The sequence below is a fragment of the Pseudomonas sp. NPDC089547 genome (assembly GCF_050280665.1).
Taxonomy (GTDB): Bacteria; Pseudomonadota; Gammaproteobacteria; order Pseudomonadales; family Pseudomonadaceae; genus Aquipseudomonas.
Map to the genome: position 1 here is coordinate 272,389 of NZ_JBNNVS010000001.1, position 18,748 is coordinate 291,136.

21 protein-coding genes are annotated in these 18,748 nt (G+C 65.1%); 18 read left to right on the plus strand and 3 right to left on the minus strand.

Annotation, left to right across the window (positions count from 1 at the left end; all coding sequences use genetic code 11):
* Positions 1–135 precede the first annotated feature (135 nt).
* Entirely contained in the window at positions 136–1,101 is a 966-nt protein-coding gene (gene gspK / locus ACQKPZ_RS01170) for a type II secretion system minor pseudopilin GspK (protein WP_427535042.1), read from the plus strand.
* Between the two features lie 132 nt (positions 1,102–1,233).
* Here the strand turns inward: gspK and ACQKPZ_RS01175 are convergent, their stop codons facing one another.
* On the minus strand, positions 1,234–3,309 hold the full coding sequence (locus ACQKPZ_RS01175; RefSeq protein WP_427535043.1) for a PhoX family protein: 2,076 nt from the start codon (positions 3,307–3,309) through the stop codon (positions 1,234–1,236).
* Positions 3,310–3,533: 224 nt separating this feature from the next.
* On the opposite strand from ACQKPZ_RS01175, the gene ACQKPZ_RS01180 reads away from it, so the two are divergent.
* The 12 genes from ACQKPZ_RS01180 (at position 3,534) to ACQKPZ_RS01235 (ending at position 14,114) form a co-directional block, all read left to right on the plus strand.
* The gene (locus tag ACQKPZ_RS01180) at positions 3,534–5,174 is read left to right on the plus strand and encodes a lipoprotein UxpA (protein WP_427535044.1); all 1,641 of its coding nucleotides are present in this window, start codon (positions 3,534–3,536) and stop codon (positions 5,172–5,174) included.
* Positions 5,171–5,596, plus strand: coding sequence for a pilus assembly protein PilZ (locus ACQKPZ_RS01185; RefSeq protein WP_427535046.1), 426 nt, complete (start codon positions 5,171–5,173; stop codon positions 5,594–5,596). The genes ACQKPZ_RS01180 and ACQKPZ_RS01185 overlap by 4 nt, the downstream gene beginning before the upstream one ends.
* A gap of 3 nt (positions 5,597–5,599) precedes the next feature.
* A complete protein-coding gene (gene gspD, locus ACQKPZ_RS01190) occupies positions 5,600–7,354 on the plus strand; it encodes a type II secretion system secretin GspD (RefSeq protein ID WP_427535047.1) in 1,755 nt (584 codons plus the stop codon).
* Complete coding sequence (locus ACQKPZ_RS01195) at positions 7,354–8,802, plus strand: GspE/PulE family protein (protein WP_427535170.1); 1,449 nt, start codon at positions 7,354–7,356, stop codon at positions 8,800–8,802. The genes gspD and ACQKPZ_RS01195 overlap by 1 nt, the downstream gene beginning before the upstream one ends.
* Positions 8,803–8,805: 3 nt before the next feature.
* Positions 8,806–10,008 carry a type II secretion system inner membrane protein GspF gene (gene gspF, locus ACQKPZ_RS01200; protein WP_427535049.1) on the plus strand — a complete coding sequence of 401 codons (1,203 nt, stop codon included), beginning with the start codon at positions 8,806–8,808 and terminating at the stop codon, positions 10,006–10,008.
* Between the two features lie 17 nt (positions 10,009–10,025).
* Entirely contained in the window at positions 10,026–10,460 is a 435-nt protein-coding gene (gene gspG, locus ACQKPZ_RS01205) for a type II secretion system major pseudopilin GspG (protein WP_391130420.1), read from the plus strand.
* A gap of 2 nt (positions 10,461–10,462) precedes the next feature.
* Complete coding sequence (gene gspH / locus ACQKPZ_RS01210) at positions 10,463–10,894, plus strand: type II secretion system minor pseudopilin GspH (RefSeq protein ID WP_427535051.1); 432 nt, start codon at positions 10,463–10,465, stop codon at positions 10,892–10,894.
* Positions 10,891–11,259 carry a type II secretion system protein GspI gene (locus ACQKPZ_RS01215; protein WP_427535052.1) on the plus strand — a complete coding sequence of 123 codons (369 nt, stop codon included), beginning with the start codon at positions 10,891–10,893 and terminating at the stop codon, positions 11,257–11,259. The genes gspH and ACQKPZ_RS01215 overlap by 4 nt, the downstream gene beginning before the upstream one ends.
* A 152-nt stretch (positions 11,260–11,411) precedes the next feature.
* Positions 11,412–12,002: a prepilin-type N-terminal cleavage/methylation domain-containing protein gene (locus ACQKPZ_RS01220; protein WP_427535172.1), complete on the plus strand. Its 591-nt coding sequence runs from the start codon at positions 11,412–11,414 to the stop codon at positions 12,000–12,002.
* Positions 11,999–13,075 (plus strand): type II secretion system protein GspL, encoded by a 1,077-nt coding sequence (gspL, locus tag ACQKPZ_RS01225; RefSeq protein ID WP_427535053.1) that lies wholly within the window; start codon positions 11,999–12,001, stop codon positions 13,073–13,075. The genes ACQKPZ_RS01220 and gspL overlap by 4 nt, the downstream gene beginning before the upstream one ends.
* A complete protein-coding gene (gspM, locus tag ACQKPZ_RS01230) occupies positions 13,072–13,458 on the plus strand; it encodes a type II secretion system protein GspM (protein WP_427535055.1) in 387 nt (128 codons plus the stop codon). Before gspL ends, gspM begins: the two co-directional genes overlap by 4 nt.
* Positions 13,455–14,114: a hypothetical protein gene (locus tag ACQKPZ_RS01235; protein ID WP_427535057.1), complete on the plus strand. Its 660-nt coding sequence runs from the start codon at positions 13,455–13,457 to the stop codon at positions 14,112–14,114. The genes gspM and ACQKPZ_RS01235 overlap by 4 nt, the downstream gene beginning before the upstream one ends.
* Before the next feature lie 28 nt (positions 14,115–14,142).
* Here the strand turns inward: ACQKPZ_RS01235 and ACQKPZ_RS01240 are convergent, their stop codons facing one another.
* Both ACQKPZ_RS01240 and ACQKPZ_RS01245 read right to left on the minus strand, forming a co-directional pair.
* Complete coding sequence (locus tag ACQKPZ_RS01240; RefSeq protein WP_105946866.1) at positions 14,143–14,697, minus strand: L,D-transpeptidase family protein; 555 nt, start codon at positions 14,695–14,697, stop codon at positions 14,143–14,145.
* A 25-nt stretch (positions 14,698–14,722) separates the two neighbouring features.
* Entirely contained in the window at positions 14,723–15,280 is a 558-nt protein-coding gene (locus ACQKPZ_RS01245) for an NUDIX hydrolase (protein ID WP_427535059.1), read from the minus strand.
* A gap of 124 nt (positions 15,281–15,404) precedes the next feature.
* Here ACQKPZ_RS01245 and ACQKPZ_RS01250 point away from each other — a divergent pair, with 124 nt between their 5' ends.
* The 5 genes from ACQKPZ_RS01250 (at position 15,405) to purT (ending at position 18,685) form a co-directional block, all read left to right on the plus strand.
* A complete protein-coding gene (locus tag ACQKPZ_RS01250; protein WP_427535060.1) occupies positions 15,405–16,004 on the plus strand; it encodes a CoA pyrophosphatase in 600 nt (199 codons plus the stop codon).
* A gap of 44 nt (positions 16,005–16,048) precedes the next feature.
* Positions 16,049–16,573 carry a gamma carbonic anhydrase family protein gene (locus ACQKPZ_RS01255; protein WP_016713007.1) on the plus strand — a complete coding sequence of 175 codons (525 nt, stop codon included), beginning with the start codon at positions 16,049–16,051 and terminating at the stop codon, positions 16,571–16,573.
* Complete coding sequence (locus tag ACQKPZ_RS01260; RefSeq protein WP_427535062.1) at positions 16,563–16,766, plus strand: DUF1289 domain-containing protein; 204 nt, start codon at positions 16,563–16,565, stop codon at positions 16,764–16,766. The genes ACQKPZ_RS01255 and ACQKPZ_RS01260 overlap by 11 nt, the downstream gene beginning before the upstream one ends.
* Before the next feature lie 193 nt (positions 16,767–16,959).
* Positions 16,960–17,427 (plus strand): preQ0 transporter, encoded by a 468-nt coding sequence (locus tag ACQKPZ_RS01265; RefSeq protein WP_427535064.1) that lies wholly within the window; start codon positions 16,960–16,962, stop codon positions 17,425–17,427.
* A 76-nt stretch (positions 17,428–17,503) separates the two neighbouring features.
* Complete coding sequence (gene purT / locus ACQKPZ_RS01270) at positions 17,504–18,685, plus strand: formate-dependent phosphoribosylglycinamide formyltransferase (RefSeq protein WP_016501237.1); 1,182 nt, start codon at positions 17,504–17,506, stop codon at positions 18,683–18,685.
* The last annotated feature ends 63 nt before the right edge of the window (positions 18,686–18,748 follow it).

Below are 18,748 nucleotides of genomic sequence, written 5' to 3' on the forward strand. Positions count from 1 at the left end.
CCTGTAAGGTCATGAAAAGGAAGGGCAATCCTGCCTCGTGTAGATGACGTGCACATGACGAACGGGCATTGCCATCTACCTGCAACACGCCGCGTGTTGACTGGCGTCTTTATTTCGCGAGCGAGGCAGGCACGGATGGGTGGCAGGCAACAACAGGGGGCGGCCTTGTTGATGGTGATGGTGGTGCTGGCAATGCTGGCGGCGGGCATGGCCTGGTTGGTGGAAGATGGCCGGCGCCAGGTGGATGAAGTGCGCCTGCTGCACCAGCGGGTGCAGGCGCGGGCGATGGAGCAGGCCGGCCTGGCCTATGCCGCGCAGGCGCTGCGCGACCCCGCCTGGCGGCTTAGCCCGTTGTTCTGGCAGGCGTTGCGTGGGCAGCCACTGAACTATGACTTTGGCGCCGGCCAGGCGCAGTTGCGGGTGCGCGACCAGCACACCTGCTTTAACGTCAATGCGCTGCTGGGTGGCGATGGCGAGCGTGCCGAGCGCCAGCTGCGCTACCTGCTGGGCGACGACATGGCGGCCGAGCGCCTGGTCGATGCGCTGGCCGACTGGCTTGACGCCGACAGCGATACCCGCCTGCAAGGCGCCGAAAGTGCCCAGTACCTGCGCCAGCAACCGGCACGGCTGGCGGCCAACCAGCCGATGCTGGACACCAGCGAGCTGAACTTGCTGTTGGAGCCGGATGCAGGCCGGCAGAGCCGTTACCCAATGCTGTGCGCCTTGCCGCAGGTGACTGGCTGGCGGTTGAACGCCAATGCGCTTGGGCTGGAGCATCTGCCGCTGCTGGAGGCGCTGTACGAAGGGCGTTACCCGCGTTCGCTGTTAAGCCGCATCATCAGCGGCCGGCCGGCGTCAGGGTACGTGGATGCGGGTGCTTTGCGTCAGGCACTGGGGGCGGTGGATGACGAAACGTTCGAGCGGCTGAGCGAAGGGTTGTTGCTGAACAGCGGGTATTACCTGCTGCAGTTGTCGTTCGAGGAAGAGGGGCGAGTCATACGCAGCGAGTTCCAGGTAGAGGCACTGGGGGTAGTGAAATGGCATGCCCGGGTACCGGCGCAGCAAGTACGGGTGCGTAGCCGGGAGCCGATCGCCTGGTAAGGCTTACCCTAGCCGGGGCTGCTGTGCAGCCCATCGCGACACAAGGCCGCTCCTACAGGGATACGCGATCCCCTGTAGGAGCGGCCTTGTGTCGCGATTGGGCCGCAAAGCGGCCCCCCGTGCACAGGTCGATCAGACGGTACCGATCTCCCCGCCATCATTACGCTGGATCACCACCGTCGAAGCCCGCGGCCGTACCGTTGCCCCAGCGGGCGTAGCATCGGTGGCCTTGTCGGTATACGGCCAGTTCCCCGGGTGCTGAATGTTCACGAACAGCGTCTTGTTGTCCGGGGTAAAGCTGATTCCGGTCACTTCGCAGTCATTCGGCCCCACGAAGAAGCGGCGCAGGTTCACCTGGTTCTGCGCATTCACCGGCACCTGCTTGCCACTGGCATCCACCAGGTCGGAGGGGATCACAGCCAGCAGTTGGTCGTTGGTGTACTCGGTGAGGGTGCTTTCGCCGTTGTCAGTCTCGAACCACAGCACGCCACGGCTATCGAAGCTCATGCCATCCGGGCTGGCGAACTGGTTGAGTTCGGTCAGCCCGGAACGGTTGATGTCGGCCGTGCCGGCAGCGTTGGCGCCGAATACGAAGATGTCCCAGGTGAAGCTCAACTGGTCGTCGCTGTCGTGCCAGCGAATGATGTGGCCGTGGCGGTTTGGGCCGCGCGGGTTGGCCGCATCGACCTTTTCCGGGGTGCGTGCGCTGTTGTTGGTCAGGGTCAGGTACACGTCGCCGTTCAGCGGGTTGACCGTGGTCCATTCCGGGCGGTCCATCGGCGTAGCGCCCACGGCATCACCCGCCCCACGGGTGTTGAGGATGATGCCTGGCAGATCACCGTAAAGCGCACCCAGGGTGCTGCCGTTGGTGGTGGCGGTGCCTACGTCCAGCAGCAGCCATACGCCGGTGCCGTCGGCATTGAAGCGGGCCACATAGAGCTTGCCCTGGTCCAGGTACTTGGCGCCGGTGGCCAGGCGGTCGGCCGGGTTGGCATCGGCGGCGTCCCACACGGCGGTGGACACCCACTTGTACAGGTACTCGTTGTTCGAGTCGTCACCCATGTACCACACCAGCGGCTTGCCGGCGACGGGCAGGCCCGGGGCGCAGCCCTCGTGGCGGAAACGGCCCAGCGCAGTGCGCTTGGTGGCCAGGGTGCTGCTGTTGTACGGGTCGATCTCGACGATGTAGCCGTAGGTGCTGGCTTCGTTGCGGTAGTCGTCGGTGGCGCTGGCGCCCTTCACGGTAACGTCGAAACGGGCGAATTCGTCAGCCACTTCGGTGCTGTCACCGGCAGCGGTTTCCCACTTGTACTGGCCGCTGGAGGTGCCCACGCCAATGCGGCGCTGGTCTTCGGGGCGGGTGCCCTTGTTGACGAAGATGCCCGGCCAGTTCTCTTCACAGGTGAGGTAGGTGCCCCACGGGGTGTAGCCGTTGCCGCAGTTGTTGTTGGTGCCGCGGCAGTGGGTGCCAGCGCTGGAGTACTTGGTCTTTACGTGGTCGGTGCCACGCAGCGGGCCGGTGATTTCCATGCGCGAGGCGGTGGTGAAGCGGCGGTTCAGCGGGTCGTTGTCGACTACCTGCCAGCGGCCGTTCACCTTCTGCAGGCGCACCACGCCAGCGCCGTGGGCGTTGATTTCCTTGCGCACTTCTTCAACCGGGCGTTTGCCGTTCACGTCTGTGGTCGGACCGGCCGGGTGCAGTGCGGCGGTGTCGATGTACTCGAAGTTGATCGCCAGCAGGCCGTCTTCCGAGCTGCCGTTGATCGGGAAGAAGTGCATGCCGTCATGGTGCATGCCCATGGCGTTGGCCTGGTCGGTCGAGGTGTTGCTGCCGTCGGACTTCCATGGGTTGCCATTGCTGTTGATCGGTGTGCCCCACGGCGCCAGCACGTAGGCACTGTAGCCGGCGGCCACCACGCAAGCGTCGGTGCGCGAGCCCGGGATGGACTGGAAGCCCAGCGCCAGTTTCGGCACTTCCGGCTCGGTGACTGGTGGCTCGGTTACCGGTGGCTCGGTGACCGGGTCATCGTTATCGGAACCGCCACCGTCGAAGCAGCCTGTCAGGCCGGTACCGGCAATCATGGCGATGGCGGCGCCCAGGCTGCCGCGCATCACACTGCGGCGGCTCAGGTAGGCGTCCATGACAGTGGCCATCGGCAAGTTGCCGCTTTGGTTCCGGTCCAGGTTGTCGCCGGTATCTCGACTCATCAGGGTGTCCTTATATTGGCTGAGTTGGAGGAAACCGCGACTTTAGTGCGCAAATATGATGATTCATTGGCAGAAATGTTAACGGGCTTTTAAAACGACTCGATCTTAGAAAATTACCTGACAGATCAATTTGGAATGCCTGTCGGAATTCTGCCATCAAACTGTAATGCCAACGCCGCAACATCCGGAGCCCTGAATGAACATGGATAAGGATGGCGGGTTCGATGGCAAGCAGCATGCACAGGCGCGAAGTGATTGGCTGGATGGGTATCGGGGCCTTGGCCCCCTTGCTCGGCGCCTGCTCTGCTTTCCCGGCGCAGCAGGGCGGTAACGCCCGCTTTGACCTGCTGTATGTGGCCGATACCCTCGATGCCCGCCAACCCGGCCAGGCCGTGGTGCCGGCTACCCGCCTGGGGCCGGTCAGCCATTTGGGCCGTGCACCGTGGATGACGGGCAGCAGCGCCAGCCTGGCCTACCCGCAACTGGCGCCGTTGCTTGATGCCCGCCAGGCAAGTGGCGCCCAGTTGGGTGGGTATGCGGTGCTGGGCGCGCTGCTGGAGCAACTGCGCGCCGAGGCGGGTGCAGGCAACAGCCTTACCCTGGAAAACGGCCAGGGCTGGAATGGCAGTGGCCTGGCCTACCTGACCCAGGGTGAGAGCGGCTTGCAAGGTAGCCAACTGCTGGGCAGCGAGGTGCGCGTCAGCAGCGACGAACGCGTGTTGTGGCCGCAGCGCAGCCAGGGGCTGTATCGCCAGGCTAGCGCCATTACCTTGGGGGCCGGGCTGGCAGACGCGCAGCGCCAGGCGTTGGGGCTGCAAGCCTTGCACGTCTTCGAGCGCGGCGGCGCCCGTATTGCCGTGGTCGGTGTAACGGACCCTTATGCCCAGGATCAGAAAGCCTCCCTGAAACAGTGGTACCAGTCTTTGCAGCCCGTGTTCGAACAGGCCCGGCGCGAGGCCGACCTGGTGGTGGCCATGGCCGATGTCGGAACCGGCCCGGGCCTTTGGCTGGCCGAGCGGGTGCCGCAATTGGATGTGGTGCTGTGTGCCCGCGGCCAGGATCTGTGGCCGGCACCGGTGGAGGTGACCCAGGCCAGCGGCCGACGCGTGCCAGTGGTGTTCGCCGGCTGCCGGGGTAGCGGTGCAATGCGCCTGCGTTGCCAGCAGGTGGCGGGCGTATGGCAATTCGACGGGCGTTTCTTCCCGGCCTTTGAGCAGCAACTTGCACCTGCCGCGCAACATCGTGCCGGGCAGCTGGAGGCAACATTGCGCCAGCAACGCGCTGGCCATGCGGCGTGGCTGGATCAGCCGCTGGCCCGCGCGCCACAGGCATTGTGGCGCCGCGATACCCGAGGTGGCAGCTGGGATCGGCTGCTGCATCAGGCCTTGGCTGACGACAGCAGCATGCCCGTGTTGCTGCCAGGCCTGCGCTATGACTACCCGCTGCCCGCGGGCGCGTCCATCACCCGCGAACACCTGATCAGCCTGACCGGTGGCTACCCGGCGCCCGTGGTCGAAGCGCCGGCCCGGCAGGTGGAACAAGTGCTGGAGAACGCCGCAGAGCAACTGTTCGGCGACCCGCTGCTGCTGGACAACAGCCAGGACCTGCCACGCTGGCAGAGCCAGGCCTGGGGTGTCAGCTACAGCCCGCAAGGCAAGCGCATCACTGGGCTGGAGCCGGTACAGGGCCTGTGTCGCACCTTCGGCCTGCAATTCGAAAGCCAGGCGGGTGAACCCCTTTGGCAGCGGGTTGAAGCCTGGCTTGCCCGCCAGCCGGCCGGCTGGCAGCTGGCGCCGCTGCAATTGCCCGAAGTGCGCTACGTGCAGGGGCACCCGGGCTGGCACCCACGGCAGTTGGCCTCGTGACGTTCGCCTCGCGCCTGTTCACAGGCGCTGGCCTGACCCTGGCCGGCTGGCTGGCGGCCCAGTGTGTGTTGCAACTGGGCCGCCAGCCGCAACCCGCCACTGTGCCGGCCCCTGTCGACACGCCGCTGCCTGGGCTGATGGTCGGCCACTGGCAAGCGCCGGTCGATGACGCTGCCATCGCCATCACCCGCCTGCCGCTGCAATACCTGGGCGGCCTCAAGGCCCAGCCGCTGGCAGCCAGCGTGGTGGTGCTGCGCTACGGCGAGCAGGTGCGCACCCTGGCCCGCGGCCAGCGCCTGGCGCCGGGGATCGTGCTGCAGGACATCGACAGCGATGGCCTGATTTTCAACAACCAGGGGCGACGTGAACGCCTGCCCTGGCCGCCACGCCCCGCCGTGACCGGCTTCAAGCGCCAAGGATGAACGATGCCTGTTAGATACTGCGTGGCGGCCGCACTGAGCCTGGCCCTGTCCATGGCCTGGGCCGAAGAGCCGGTGTTCGATGACAACGGTACGCCGATGTACGAAGTGAACTTCGTCGACACCGAACTGGGCGAGTTCATCGACAGCGTGTCGCGCATCACCGGCACCACCTTCATCGTCGACCCCCGGGTCAAGGGCAAGGTCACCGTGCGCACCGTCGACCTGCACGACGCCGATGCCATCTACGACATCTTCCTGGCGCAACTGCGCGCCCAGGGTTACGCCACCGTCGACCTGCCCAACGGCAGCGTGAAGATCGTCCCCGACCAGGCCGCGCGCCTGGAGCCGGTGCCGGTGGAAGCCGGTGGGCAGCAGGGGGAGGGCAGCGACAGCGTGGCCACCCGCGTATTCAATGTGCGCAACGCCGCCAACGAACAGGTGCTGGGTATCCTCAAACCCTTGATCGACCCACGGGTCGGGGTGATCACCCCGTACCCGGCTGCGCACCAGCTGGTGGTCACTGACTGGCGCAGCAACCTCGACCGCATCGCCAGCCTGCTGCGCCAGCTCGACCGCCCGCAAGAGGCACCGAGCAATGGCAGCACCCAGGTCATCTACCTGCGCCATGCCAACGCCGGCGAAGTGGTCAAGGTATTACGCGGGCTCAGCCAGGAAGGTGCGGTGCAGGCTGAAGGGGCGGGTGAAGGTGAGGGCAAGGACCGGCCCGTGGTGGCTACCAGCGGTGGCCCGGGCATTCGCCTGGAATATGAAGAAGGCACCAACGCTGTGGTCATGGTCGGCCCCGACAGCGAACTGGCCGCCTACCGCGCCATCGTGGAGCAGCTGGACATTCGCCGAGCCCAGGTGGTGGTGGAGGCGATCATCGCCGAGGTGTCCGACAGCAGTGCCCAGGAGCTGGGCGTGCAATGGCTGTTTGCCGACGAAAAATTCGGTGCCGGTATCGTCAATTTCGGCAGCAACGGGGTAAACATCGCCAACATCGCAGGGGCCGCTGCCAGCGGCGACAACGAAGCACTTGGCGACCTGCTGTCCGCCACCACCGGCGCCACGGCGGGCATCGGCCATTTCGGTGGCGGGTTCAATTTCGCCATGCTGGTCAATGCGCTGAAGGGCAAGAGTGGTTTCAACCTGCTGTCCACGCCCACCCTGCTGACCCTGGACAATGCCGAGGCTTCCATTCTGGTCGGCCAGGAGGTGCCTTTCGTCACCGGCTCGGTCACGCAGAACAACGCCAACCCGTACCAGACCATCGAGCGTAAAGAGGTCGGGGTGAAGCTGCGCATCAAGCCGCAGATCAATGTCGACAACAGCGTGCGCCTGGACATCGTCCAGGAAGTGTCTTCCATCGCCGAGTCCAGTGCGGCCAGCGACGTGATCACCAACAAGCGCGAGATCAAGACCAAGGTCATGGTCGAAGACAATGGCCTGGTCATTCTTGGTGGCCTGATCAGCGACGAGCTGAGCACCAGCAACCAGCGCGTGCCGCTGCTTGGCGATATCCCTTACCTGGGCAGGCTGTTCCGCTCCGACGCCACCAAGAACACCAAGCAGAACCTGATGGTGTTCATCCGCCCGCGCATCCTGCGCGATGGGCCCAGCCTTGCCGGGCTCAGCGAAGACAAGTACCGCACCTTGCAGCAGACCACGCCGCTGCAATTGCCGGACCTGGCAGAAGGCAAGCCGCTGTTGCAGGTATTCCCCGCCAGCCGTGCACGCCTGGAAGGCGGTGACTGGTGATGCTGCCATACCGCCAGGCACGCCAGAGCGGCGTGGCCATGGCCTCGACGGAACAGGGCTGGCAGCTGTGGCTGCGGCCCGACGCCGACAGCGCCCAGTTGCAGGAGCTGTTGCGCGTGCATGGCCAGCCCGGTGCGCTTGAATACCTGGAAGCTGCCGCGTTCGATGAACGCCTTGGCCAGCTGTACCAAACCGGCGATGCTGCCACCGAAGCGCTGATCGAAGGCATCGGCGACCAGGTCGACCTGGACAGCCTGATGAGCGAAATGCCGCGCATCGAAGACCTGCTGGAAAGTGATGACGAAGCCCCGGTGATCCGCCTGATCAACGGCCTGTTCGGCCAGGCCCTGCGCCTGCGTGCTTCGGATATCCATATCGAAACCTTCGAGCAAAACCTGGTGGTGCGCCTGCGGGTCGATGGCCACCTGCGCGAAGTGTTGCGCCCACCGCGGGCGCTGTCAGCCATGCTGGTGTCGCGGATCAAGGTCATGGCGCGGCTGGACATCGCCGAAAAACGCCAGCCCCAGGACGGCCGTATCACCTTGCGTGCGGCTGGGCGCGAAGTGGACGTGCGGGTTTCGACACTGCCCGGCATTCATGGCGAGCGTGTGGTCATGCGTGTGCTCGACAAGCAGGCCAGCCTGCTGGCACTGGATAACCTGGGCATGCCGCCCGCCGTGTTGCAGGGCCTGCGCAGTTGCCTGGCGCGGCCCAATGGCATTGTGCTGTCTACCGGGCCGACCGGTTCGGGCAAGACCACCACCCTGTACGCCAGCCTCAACAGCCTCAACGATGGCAGCCGCAACATCCTCACCGTCGAAGACCCGGTGGAGTACGCCATCGCCGGCATCGGCCAGACGGCCATCAACCCGCGTGCCGGCCTGACCTTCGCCAGCGGCCTGCGCGCCATTCTGCGCCAGGACCCGGACGTGATCATGCTTGGCGAAATCCGCGACCAGGAAACCGCGCAGATCGCCGTGCAGGCCAGCCTCACCGGCCACCTGGTGTTGTCCACCTTGCACACCAACAGTGCCGTGGGTGCGGTGACCCGCCTGCGCGACATGGGCATCGAACCGTTCCTGATCGCCTCGTGCTTGCGGGGTGTGCTTGCCCAGCGCCTGGTGCGGCGCTTGTGCAGTTGCGCCGTGGCGCATCCGCTGCAACCTGCCGAACGTGACCTGTGGCCGGAGCTGGCAGCGCTGGGCAGCAGCTACCACGCAGTCGGCTGCGAACAGTGCCAGGGCAGCGGTTATGTCGGGCGCCTGGGGCTGTATGAATTCATCGAACTGGATGCCGGGCTGATCGGCTTGCTGTACGACGGCGCCAGCGAACTGGCCATGCAGGATTACCTGGCCGAGCGCCGCCAGAGCCTGGTGGCAATGGCCAGCGATTGCCTGGCCCGTGGCGAGACCAGCCTGGCCGAAGTGCTGCGTGTGGTGCAGGGCTAAGGTATGCCAACCTATCGTTATCAGGCTGTCGACCTCGCGGGCAAAGCGCACAAGGCCAGCCTGCAGGCCGACAGCGAACGCCATGCGCGTCAGTTGTTGCGTGAACAGGGCCTTTTCGCCCGCCAGTTGCAGCGGCACGAAGCCGGTACCCGACAACCTCGGCGCCAACGCCTGAGCCGTGCCCAGTTGTGCGAGCTGACCCGCCAGCTGGCTACCTTGACCGGTGCCGGCATCCCGTTGGTCGATGCGTTGGCCACCCTTGAGCGCCAGCTGCGTCAGCCGGCCTTGCACAGCGTGTTGGTGGCCCTGCGCGGCTCGCTCGGCGAAGGCCTGGGCCTGGCCCGCAGCCTGGCGCGCCAAGGGGCGCCGTTCACGGGCTTGTACTGTGCGCTGGTCGAGGCTGGCGAGCGTTCCGGGCGTCTGGCGCAGGTGCTGACACGCTTGGCCGACCACCTGGAACAGGTGCAACGGCAACAACACAAGGCCCGTACCGCGCTGATTTACCCCTCCGTATTGATGGGCGTGTCGCTCGCCGTGGTCGTGGGCCTGATGACCTTTGTCGTGCCCAAGCTCACCGAACAATTCGCCCACGCCGGGCAAAGCCTGCCGCTGATTACCTCGTTGCTGATCGGCCTGAGCCAGGGGCTGGTACACGCCGGGCCGTGGTTGCTGGGGCTGGTGTTGGTGCTTGGCGTGCTCGGTGGCTGGTTGCTGCGCAAGCCGCACTGGTGCCTGCGCCGCGACCAGTTGCTGCTGCGCCTGCCGCGCATCGGCAGCCTGTTGCAGGTGCTGGAAAGCGCACGCCTGGCACGCAGCCTGGCGATTCTCACTGGCAGTGGCGTGGCCCTGCTCGAAGCCTTGCAAGTGGCCACCGAAACCGTCGGCAACCGGCGCATCCGCCTGGCCATGGAGCAGGTGCGCCAGCACGTTCAGGGCGGCACCAGCCTGCACCGTGCGCTGGATACCAGCCAGCAATTCCCGCCGCTGCTGGTGAACATGGTCGGCAGCGGTGAGGCCAGCGGCACCCTGGCCGACATGCTCGAACGCGTGGCCGACGACCAGGAGCGCGGTTTTGCCCGCCAGGTGGATACCGCCATGGCGCTGTTCGAACCCCTGATGATCCTGGTGATGGGGGCCGTGGTGCTGTTCATCGTGTTGGCCGTGCTGCTACCGATCATGCAACTCAACCAGGGCCTGCAACTGTGAAGACAAGGAGTATTGCCATGCAGCATCGACGTAACCGCCAACGCGGTTTCACCCTCATGGAAATCATGGTGGTGATCTTCATCATCGGCCTGCTGATCGCCGTGGTCGCGCCCAGCGTGTTGGGCAACCAGGACAAGGCCATGAAGCAGAAGGTGATGGCCGACCTGGCCACCCTGGAACAGGCGCTGGACATGTACCGGCTGGACAACCTGCGCTTCCCGAGCGGCGAACAGGGCCTGGCTGCACTGGTGAAAAAACCGAGCCAGGAACCGCTGCCACGGGCCTGGCGCAGTGACGGCTACGTGCGCCGCCTGCCGGAAGATCCGTGGGGCACCCCGTACCAGTACCGCATGCCCGGTGAGCATGGCCGGGTCGATGTGTACTCGCTGGGTGCCGATGGCCAGCCGGGTGGCGAAGGCCAGGATGCCGACCTGGGTAACTGGGAGTTGTAAGGGTGCGGCGTCAGCGGGGTTTCACGCTCATCGAGTTGCTGGTGGTGCTAGCCATCGCTGGCCTGATGACGGGCCTGGCGGTGGCCGGGTTAGGCAGCGGCCAGGCCCGTGTCGACCAGGCTTTGCAACGCCTGGCTAGCGAGACCAGGGACCAGGCTGCGCTGGCCCGGCATGCCGGGCAACTGCGTGGTCTGCGCTGGAATGGTCAACGCCCGGAGTTTGTGCGGCGTGAGGGGAATGCCTGGGTGGTCGAACCCATTGCATTGGGAGACTGGCCCAAGGGCCTGCAACCGGACTGGCCCGCCAGTTTGCAGCCTCGCTTGGTGTTTACCCCGCATGGCTGGGCACAGCCGGGCAGCGTGCGCTGGCGCTGGGCCGATGGCAGCCAGCAATGGGCCTGGAGCCGCGATGGCCGGCTGCAGGTGGCCCCATGAGGCAACGTCAGCGCGGGTTCACCTTGCTGGAAGTGACCGTCGCCCTGGCGATTGCCGCCGTGCTCGCGGTGATCACCAGCCAGGTGTTGCGCCAGCGCCTGGCCGTGCAGGGCAACCTGCAACAGCACCGCCTTGGCCTGCTGTGCGCGCGTGAACTGCAAACCCGCTTCGCCGTCGAGCAATTCTGGCCTGCTGCCAACCAGGCAGCAGGGGAGCTGAGCCAGGGGGGCCAACAGTGCCACTGGCAACTGCAACTGCGCCGCACCGGGGTGCGCGACTTGCGTCGCGGGGAACTGCAACTGTACGCCGACCGTGACCAGCGCCTGCCTCTGGGCCAGTACACCGTGTTTCTGGAGCGCCCATGACTTACAGAAGTCGAGAAGCCCGCACGGCCTCTGTGGGAGCGGGCAAGCCCGCGAATCAGGCGCCGCGGTGGATGGCACCGGCTTTGCCGGTGTTCGCGGGTGAACCCGCTCCCACAAGGCAGGTGTGCACGCGTCAGTTCAAAGCCCTGCCCGTGAAGCGCCGCCAGGCAGGGCTGACCCTGATCGAACTGATGGTCGCCCTGGCCCTGACCGCCTTGCTCGGCATCATGCTCGCCGCCTTGGTCAATGGCTGGATGAAAGTGCGTGAACGCCTGCAAGTGACCAACCAGCAAACCTCGGTGCTGGATTTCTGCCTGGCCCTGGAGCGCCGCTTCGACAGCCCGGTACTGCGCCGTGTCTACGACCAGCGACTGCCCTTGGCCAGCCGCTGGCTGGACTGGCAGCCGGCAAGCAATCAGTTGCAATGGGTTGCCACCACGGGCCTGCCGGAAGCCGAAGGCGGCTCGCGGCTGCAACGCCAGCGGCTGCGCTTCGAGGCCCGTGAGCAGCGCCTGCTGCTGGAAAGCTCGGCCGACCTGTATGCCGCCGCGGCCCCACGTTGGCTACAGCGCGAACAACTCGACCGGGTAAGCGCGATGAATGTCCTGTACTACCAGGGTGGCCGCTGGCTGGCCTGGCCTTCCGATCAACCTGCGCACCCCGGCCGTGGCGTGCGCCTGGAATTGCAGCGTGATGGAGCACCCTATGTCTGCACCTTTGCCCTTCCGTGGGGGCGTTCATGAGCGTTGAATGGCTGCGACGTGCACCTGCTCAGCCGTGGTTGTTGCTGCGGCCGGGGGGCGTCTGGCACTGGGCACTGGCCGAGGGCGGGATTGTGCTGCGCCAAGGGCAGGGCGAACCACCGGCGAAGCTGCAAGCCCGGGTCGCCCTGGTTTTGCCTGCCGAGGCGTGCAGCCTGTTCCGCGTGCCAGCGCCACCTGGGCTCAAGCGGGAAGAGTGGCCGTTGTTGCTCGAGGACCGCTTGATGCAGCCGCCGGACGAAGTGACTTGCGCCTGCCTGGCCCGCGAGCCTGGTTACCTGCGCTTGCTGGTTGTGGCTCGTCAGCAACTGGAAGGCTGGCGCGGGCAGTGTGCTGCGTGGGGATTGCAGGTTGAGCGTTGTTGGGCGGAGTATCAGTTGCTGCCCACAGCAGAGCCAGGTACTGCCTGGCACTGGCAGCGAACGCCCGGTATGTCCGTTTACAAAGGCTTGACCGAGGACCAGCAAGAGCACTGGTTGGCGTGGCCCGATGCCTTGGGAGAATTGCCGCAGCAACCGTGGGCACAGCTGCAAAAGGTCTCATTGACTGGCGACTGGCCGAGTACGCTGCCCGCCCTCGATTCGATGCCTGGCTTGTTCGAGCCTGCCCGCAAGGCCCTTTCATTGCCTGTGGTTTCGCGTGGGCAGCAACAGCTGTTGGCTGCTTGCCTGGTGCTGACGGCCGCCTGGGGCTGCTTGTGGTTGAGCCAGCAATGGCGTCAGGCACAACTTTGGCGTGCCCAGGTCATTGCCGTGACAGGCGAGCAGGCCAGCCCACGGCACGCCGCTCAGGCGCTCAAGCGCTTGCGTGAAAGCGCGTTGCAGCAGCAACTGCGCACTCGCCAGCTCGAAGACTTGCAGGCGGCTTTGCAGGCTTGGCTGCATGATCATCCCGGCTGGCGCCTGCAAGCGGTGCGCTTCGATGGCCAGCACTGGCAACTGCGCCTGGACGGCGACGGCGCAGCGCCGCCCTGGCAAGAAATCGCCAAGGCCGCGGGTGCTGCCGTTACGGTTCAAGGTGGCGAAGTGGTGTTCGATTTGGGAGCCGCAGCATGAACCGGGACTGGATACAGCGTCATCGATTGAAGTTCGCCTGGTTGCTCGTTGCCGTGTTGCTGGCCTTCCTGGCGCTGCGCTGGGGCTTGGCGCAATGGCGCGAACTCAGCCAGTGGCGAGGGCTGGCTGAGCAAGCCGCCAGTTTGCAGGGTGGCCCTGGCGTGAGCATGGAGCGTCTGAAGCAGTCGGCCGAGGCGCGGCAGGTCGCATTGGCCGAGGTCGATACGCAAGGCCAAGCCTGGCAGCTGCGCGGGCAGGTGGCCGATGCGCGGGTGCTGCAAGACTGGTTGCAGGCCCTGCGCAGCGAAGGCGTACAGCCGCTGCAATGGGGGCTGGAGCAGGATGGCAAGGCATTGCGTTTCGACCTGCTGGTGCAGCCATGAGCCGAAAAGCCGTGGCGTGGGTACTGCTGGTATTCGGCCTGACATTGTTGGTGGAACTCCCTGCCGCCTGGGTCGCACGCGGCTTCGACCTGCCAATGCAAGCCGCTCGTGGCAGCCTGTGGCAGGGCCAGGCGCAAAAGTTGGGGCTAGTCGGGCCACTGCGCTGGTCGGTGCAGCCTTGGCGTATGCAGGCAATTGCGCAGCTAGGGTTTCAGGGCCAGGCTTGGCAGTTGCGCGCCCAGGGCTGGCCATGGCGCTGGCAACTGGAGGCAAAGGCGATGGGCACTGAAGCGACGGTGGCCACGGATTACCGCCTGGTTGGGCAGTGGCAAGGCGAAGTGCGCGTACAGGGGGCAGGGCGCCAATGTCTGGCCAGCCAAGGCCGCGTGACGGTCAGCGACCTGGCGCTTAGCGAGCCGTGGTCGCTGGGCCTGGGGCAAGGCTGGCTGGAAATGGATTGCCACAGCGGCTGGCGGCTGCGTGGTCAACTGGCGCAGCAGGGGCAGCATCAGTTGGTGGTAGATGCCGACCTGCCAGCACGGCGGGCCCAGCTAGGGTTCGAGTTGCAGCCTGATGCGACGTTGACGCCATTGCTGCGCGGAGCACAATGGCTCGGGCCGCAGGCGCTGGCAGGGCAGCGGGACCTGCGCTGGTAAGCCCGCAGGCGCCGTCAAGCTTCCAGGCCTAAGGGCGAATCTCGATCAACGTCCCGTCCCGCACCAGGTCCCACACTTCCTGCATGTCACGGTTACGCATGGCAATGCAGCCATCGGTCCAGTCCAGGGTATGGAAGTACCATTCCGGGTACTCGTCGTTGATCGGCGTGCCGTGAATCATGATCATGCTGCCGGCACTCACCCCTTCGCGGGTGGCACGGGCGGCGTCGCTGATGTTCGGGTAGTTGATGTGCATGGCCAGGTTGAAGCGGTCGCTTTGCTTGCGCCAATCCAGCCAGTACAGGCCTTCAGGGGTTTTCTTGTCGCCCTCGCGCTCCTTGGCGCCCTTGGGCTGCTTGCCCAGGGAAATGCGGTAGGTTTTCAGCGGCTCGCCACGGCTGATCAGTTGCAGGCGGCGCTCGGACTTGATCACCAGCACCTTGTCGATCAGCGGTTGCATGGCCTGCTGCGAAGGCGATGGCGTTTGCGCTGCCGGCACGGGCTTGCGGATGATGGTCTCGGTAAAGGCCGCCTGGGACACCGAGGTAACGCAAAGGCAGAAAAGGGCAAGCAACCAGCGCATGTAACGGTATCCCTGAAGGCTTCTTCTATGTAGAGGTGGTGGTCGTGACGTTCATCGGTGGCAGGTATTCATGGCCAATGGGGTAGTGTTGCCCGATGCGGTCGCGATAGTAGCATTCTAGTGTGCGTGTGACGGTGCGAAAAGCCAGCTCGCCCCACGGTATCTCATGTTCTTCGAACAAGCGCACCTCAAGGCTTTCGACACCCACATCAAAGGCAAGGTCCGCCAGTTCGGCGCGGAAGAATACATGCACCTGGTCGATGTGCGGCAGGTCGAACAGTTGGTACAGGCTCATTTCCCCGACCCGCGCGCAGGCTTCCTCGACGGTTTCGCGACGGGCGGCCTGGTCGAGGGTTTCGCCGTTCTCCATGAACCCTGCGGGCAGGGTCCAGAAACCGCGACGTGGTTCGATGGCGCGCCGGCACAACAGCACCTGGCTGCCCCAGGTGGGTAGCACGCCAGCGACGATGTTGGGGTTCTGGTAGTGGATGGTCTGGCAAGACTCGCAGACAAACCGCAGGCGGCTATCGCCTTCGGGGATCCGCTGGGTGACCGGCTGGCCGCACGCGCTGCAGAATTTCATGTGAGGTTCCTTTTGTTCAAGGCTATCTTGGCGCGCCCGCAGGGCGCTGCGCAAGCGCAGGGGCTTGGGTGCTTCGCGGCTTTGGTGCATCATGCAAGGCAGGCCTTGGATACGAGCGTGCGCAATGCTGGACGAGCTACTTCGCCGAATGAGCAACCACCACCCCGCATCACTGGAAACCGACCGACGGTTCCCTGAAGCGGCGGTCCTTTTGCCCGTTACCCGTAGCGAAGCGCCCGAACTGGTATTGACCCTGCGCGCCAAGGGCCTGTCCACCCATGGCGGTGAAGTCGCTTTTCCTGGCGGGCGGCGTGACCCGGAAGACCCGGACCTGGTGTTTACCGCCCTGCGCGAAGCCGAGGAAGAAATCGGCCTGCCGCCTGGGCTGGTGGAAGTGATCGGCCCGCTCAGCCCGCTGATTTCGCTGCATGGTCTTAAAGTGACGCCATTCGTCGGGGTTATTCCCGACTTCGTCGAATACCGCGCCAATGATGCCGAAATCGCGGCAGTATTTACCGTACCGCTGGAATTCTTCCGCCAGGACCCGCGCGAACATACCCACCGTATCGATTACCAGGGGCGCAGCTGGTATGTGCCCAGCTACCGCTATGGCGAATACAAGATCTGGGGGCTCTCGGCGATCATGATCGTCGAGCTGGTGAACCTGCTGTTCGATGCCGGCATCAGCCTGCACCAGCCCCCTGAGCGTTACATCGAAAACTGAGCGGGGCCTACCCCGCCATTTGCGTTCCAGCCTGAGGAGCATGCATGAAATACCGCCTGGGCGACCTGCGGGTCGAAAGCCATCCCACCAGTTGGGCCGCACCCAACGCCACGCTGATCGGCAACGTGCGCCTGCAGGCCGATGCGAGTGTGTGGTTTGGCGCGGTGTTGCGCGGGGATAACGAGCTGATCGACATCGGCGAAGGCAGTAACGTGCAGGATGGCACGGTCATGCACACCGACATGGGCTCGCCGCTCACCCTGGGCAAAGGCGTAACTGTTGGCCACAACGCCATGCTGCATGGCTGCACGGTGGGCGACTACAGCCTGGTGGGTATCAATGCGGTAATTCTCAACGGTGCGCGCATCGGCAAACATTGCATCATCGGTGCCAACGCGCTGATCGCCGAGGGCAAGGAAATCCCGGACGGTTCGCTGGTAATGGGCTCGCCGGGCAAGGTGGTACGCGAGTTGACCGAGCAGCAGAAGCGCATGCTCGAAGCCAGTGCCGCGCACTACGTGCATAATGCCCGGCGTTATGCGCAAGAGCTGGTGGTTGATGATGAATGATGTTGTAGAGCGACCGGTGGCCTCGCCTTGCGTGAGCATTTGCGCGCTGGACGAGCAGGATATCTGCACCGGGTGCCAGCGTACCGTGGCGGAGATTGGCCGCTGGGGGCGGATGGACAACGACGAGCGCCGGGCGGTGCTCAAGCTTTGCCATGAGCGGGCAGTACAGGCCGGCCTCATTTTGCAGGCCTGACGCGAAACCTGTGGGAGCGGGCGTGCCCGCGAAGCTGCCACCGCGGTATATGGCACCGGCTTCGCCGGTGTTCGCGGGCACGCCCGCTCCCACAGGTACTGCATAGCCCCAGGCCTTGTGAAATCCCTGTGTGCGGGTTTACCCGCGAAGAAGCCAGCGGTAATCTGTACGGCTTGCCCACAGACTACCCGCCATGTTCTATCTGATCGCCTATATCAGCAGCGTAGTGCTGATCAACTACGCGTTTTCCAGTGCCCCGCACCTGGACATCATCTGGTCCGCCTGGGGTGGCCTGGTGTTCATCCTGCGTGACATGGTGCAGACCCGCTTCGGCCACGGCGCCCTGGTTGCCATGCTGGTGGCCCTGGTGCTTTCCTACGTCACCTCGGAGCCGGCCATCGCCCTGGCCAGCGCCACTGCGTTCTTCATCTCCGAGCTGATCGACTGGCTGGTGTTCAGCATCACCCGTCGGCCACTGCGTGACCGCCTGTGGTTGAGTTCGGCGCTGAGCATTCCGGTGGATACCTTCATTTTCTTCGGCATGATCGGCGCCCTGACCCCTGCGGTGGTCGGCACCGCCATGGCCTCCAAGTTCGCCGGTGTCACCGCCGTGTGGCTGGCCATGGCATTTCGCGCCCGGCGGGCCGCCGTTGTCGGTTGATGGTGTAGAATAGCGGTCCTTTTTCAGCGGGCGGTGCCAAGCCTGGTGCGGCCCCGGATGCCTTCGAGGACCTGAAATGACCCGTATCGGAACCCCCTTGTCGCCCACCGCGACCCGTGTACTGCTGTGCGGCTGTGGCGAGTTGGGCAAGGAAGTGGTGATCGAGCTGCAGCGCCTGGGCGTCGAAGTGATCGCCGTCGACCGCTACGCCAATGCCCCGGCCATGCAGGTGGCGCATCGCAGCCACGTGGTCAACATGCTCGATGGCGTTGCCCTGCGGGCGGTGATCGAGGCCGAGAAACCCCACTACATCGTCCCTGAAATCGAAGCCATCGCCACCGCCACCCTGGTCGAGCTGGAAAACGAAGGTTTCAATGTGGTGCCGACCGCCCGCGCCACCCAGCTGACCATGAACCGTGAGGGCATCCGTCGCCTGGCCGCCGAAGAGCTGGACCTGCCGACCTCGCCGTACCACTTTGCCGACACTTATGAAGACTACGCCAAGGCCGTGGCCGATGTCGGCTACCCGTGTGTAGTCAAGCCGGTGATGAGCTCGTCGGGTAAAGGCCAGAGCCTGCTGCGCAGCGATGCCGACCTGCAGAAGTCGTGGGACTACGCGCAGGAAGGCGGTCGCGCCGGTAAAGGCCGCGTGATTGTCGAAGGTTTCATTGACTTCGAATACGAAATCACCCTGCTGACCGTGCGCCACGTGGGCGGCACCACCTTCCTGGAACCGGTTGGACACCGGCAGGAGAAGGGCGACTATCAGGAGTCGTGGCAGCCGCAGGCCATGAGCCCGAAAGCGCTGGCCGAGTCGCAGCGCGTGGCCAAGGCAGTTACCGACGCCCTGGGCGGTCGTGGCCTGTTCGGCGTAGAGCTGTTCGTGAAAGGCGACCAGGTATGGTTCAGCGAAGTGTCGCCACGCCCGCATGACACTGGCTTGGTGACCCTGATTTCCCAGGACCTGTCGCAGTTCGCCCTGCACGCCCGCGCCATTCTCGGCCTGCCGATTCCAGTGGTGCGCCAGTTTGGTCCGTCGGCGTCGGCAGTCATCCTGCCGGAAGGGCAATCGCAGCAGACCAGCTTCGCCAACCTGGGCGCAGCGCTGAGCGAACCGGATACGGCCATCCGCCTGTTCGGCAAGCCGGAAATCAACGGTACCCGCCGCATGGGCGTGTGCCTGGCGCGTGACGAGTCGGTCGAACTGGCACGGGCCAAGGCGACCCGTGCATCGCAGGCGGTCAAGGTCGAGTTCTGATCCGACTGGGGCTGCGTTGCAGCCCTTCGCGCCGAACCGCCGCGAAGGGTCGCAACGCCGCCC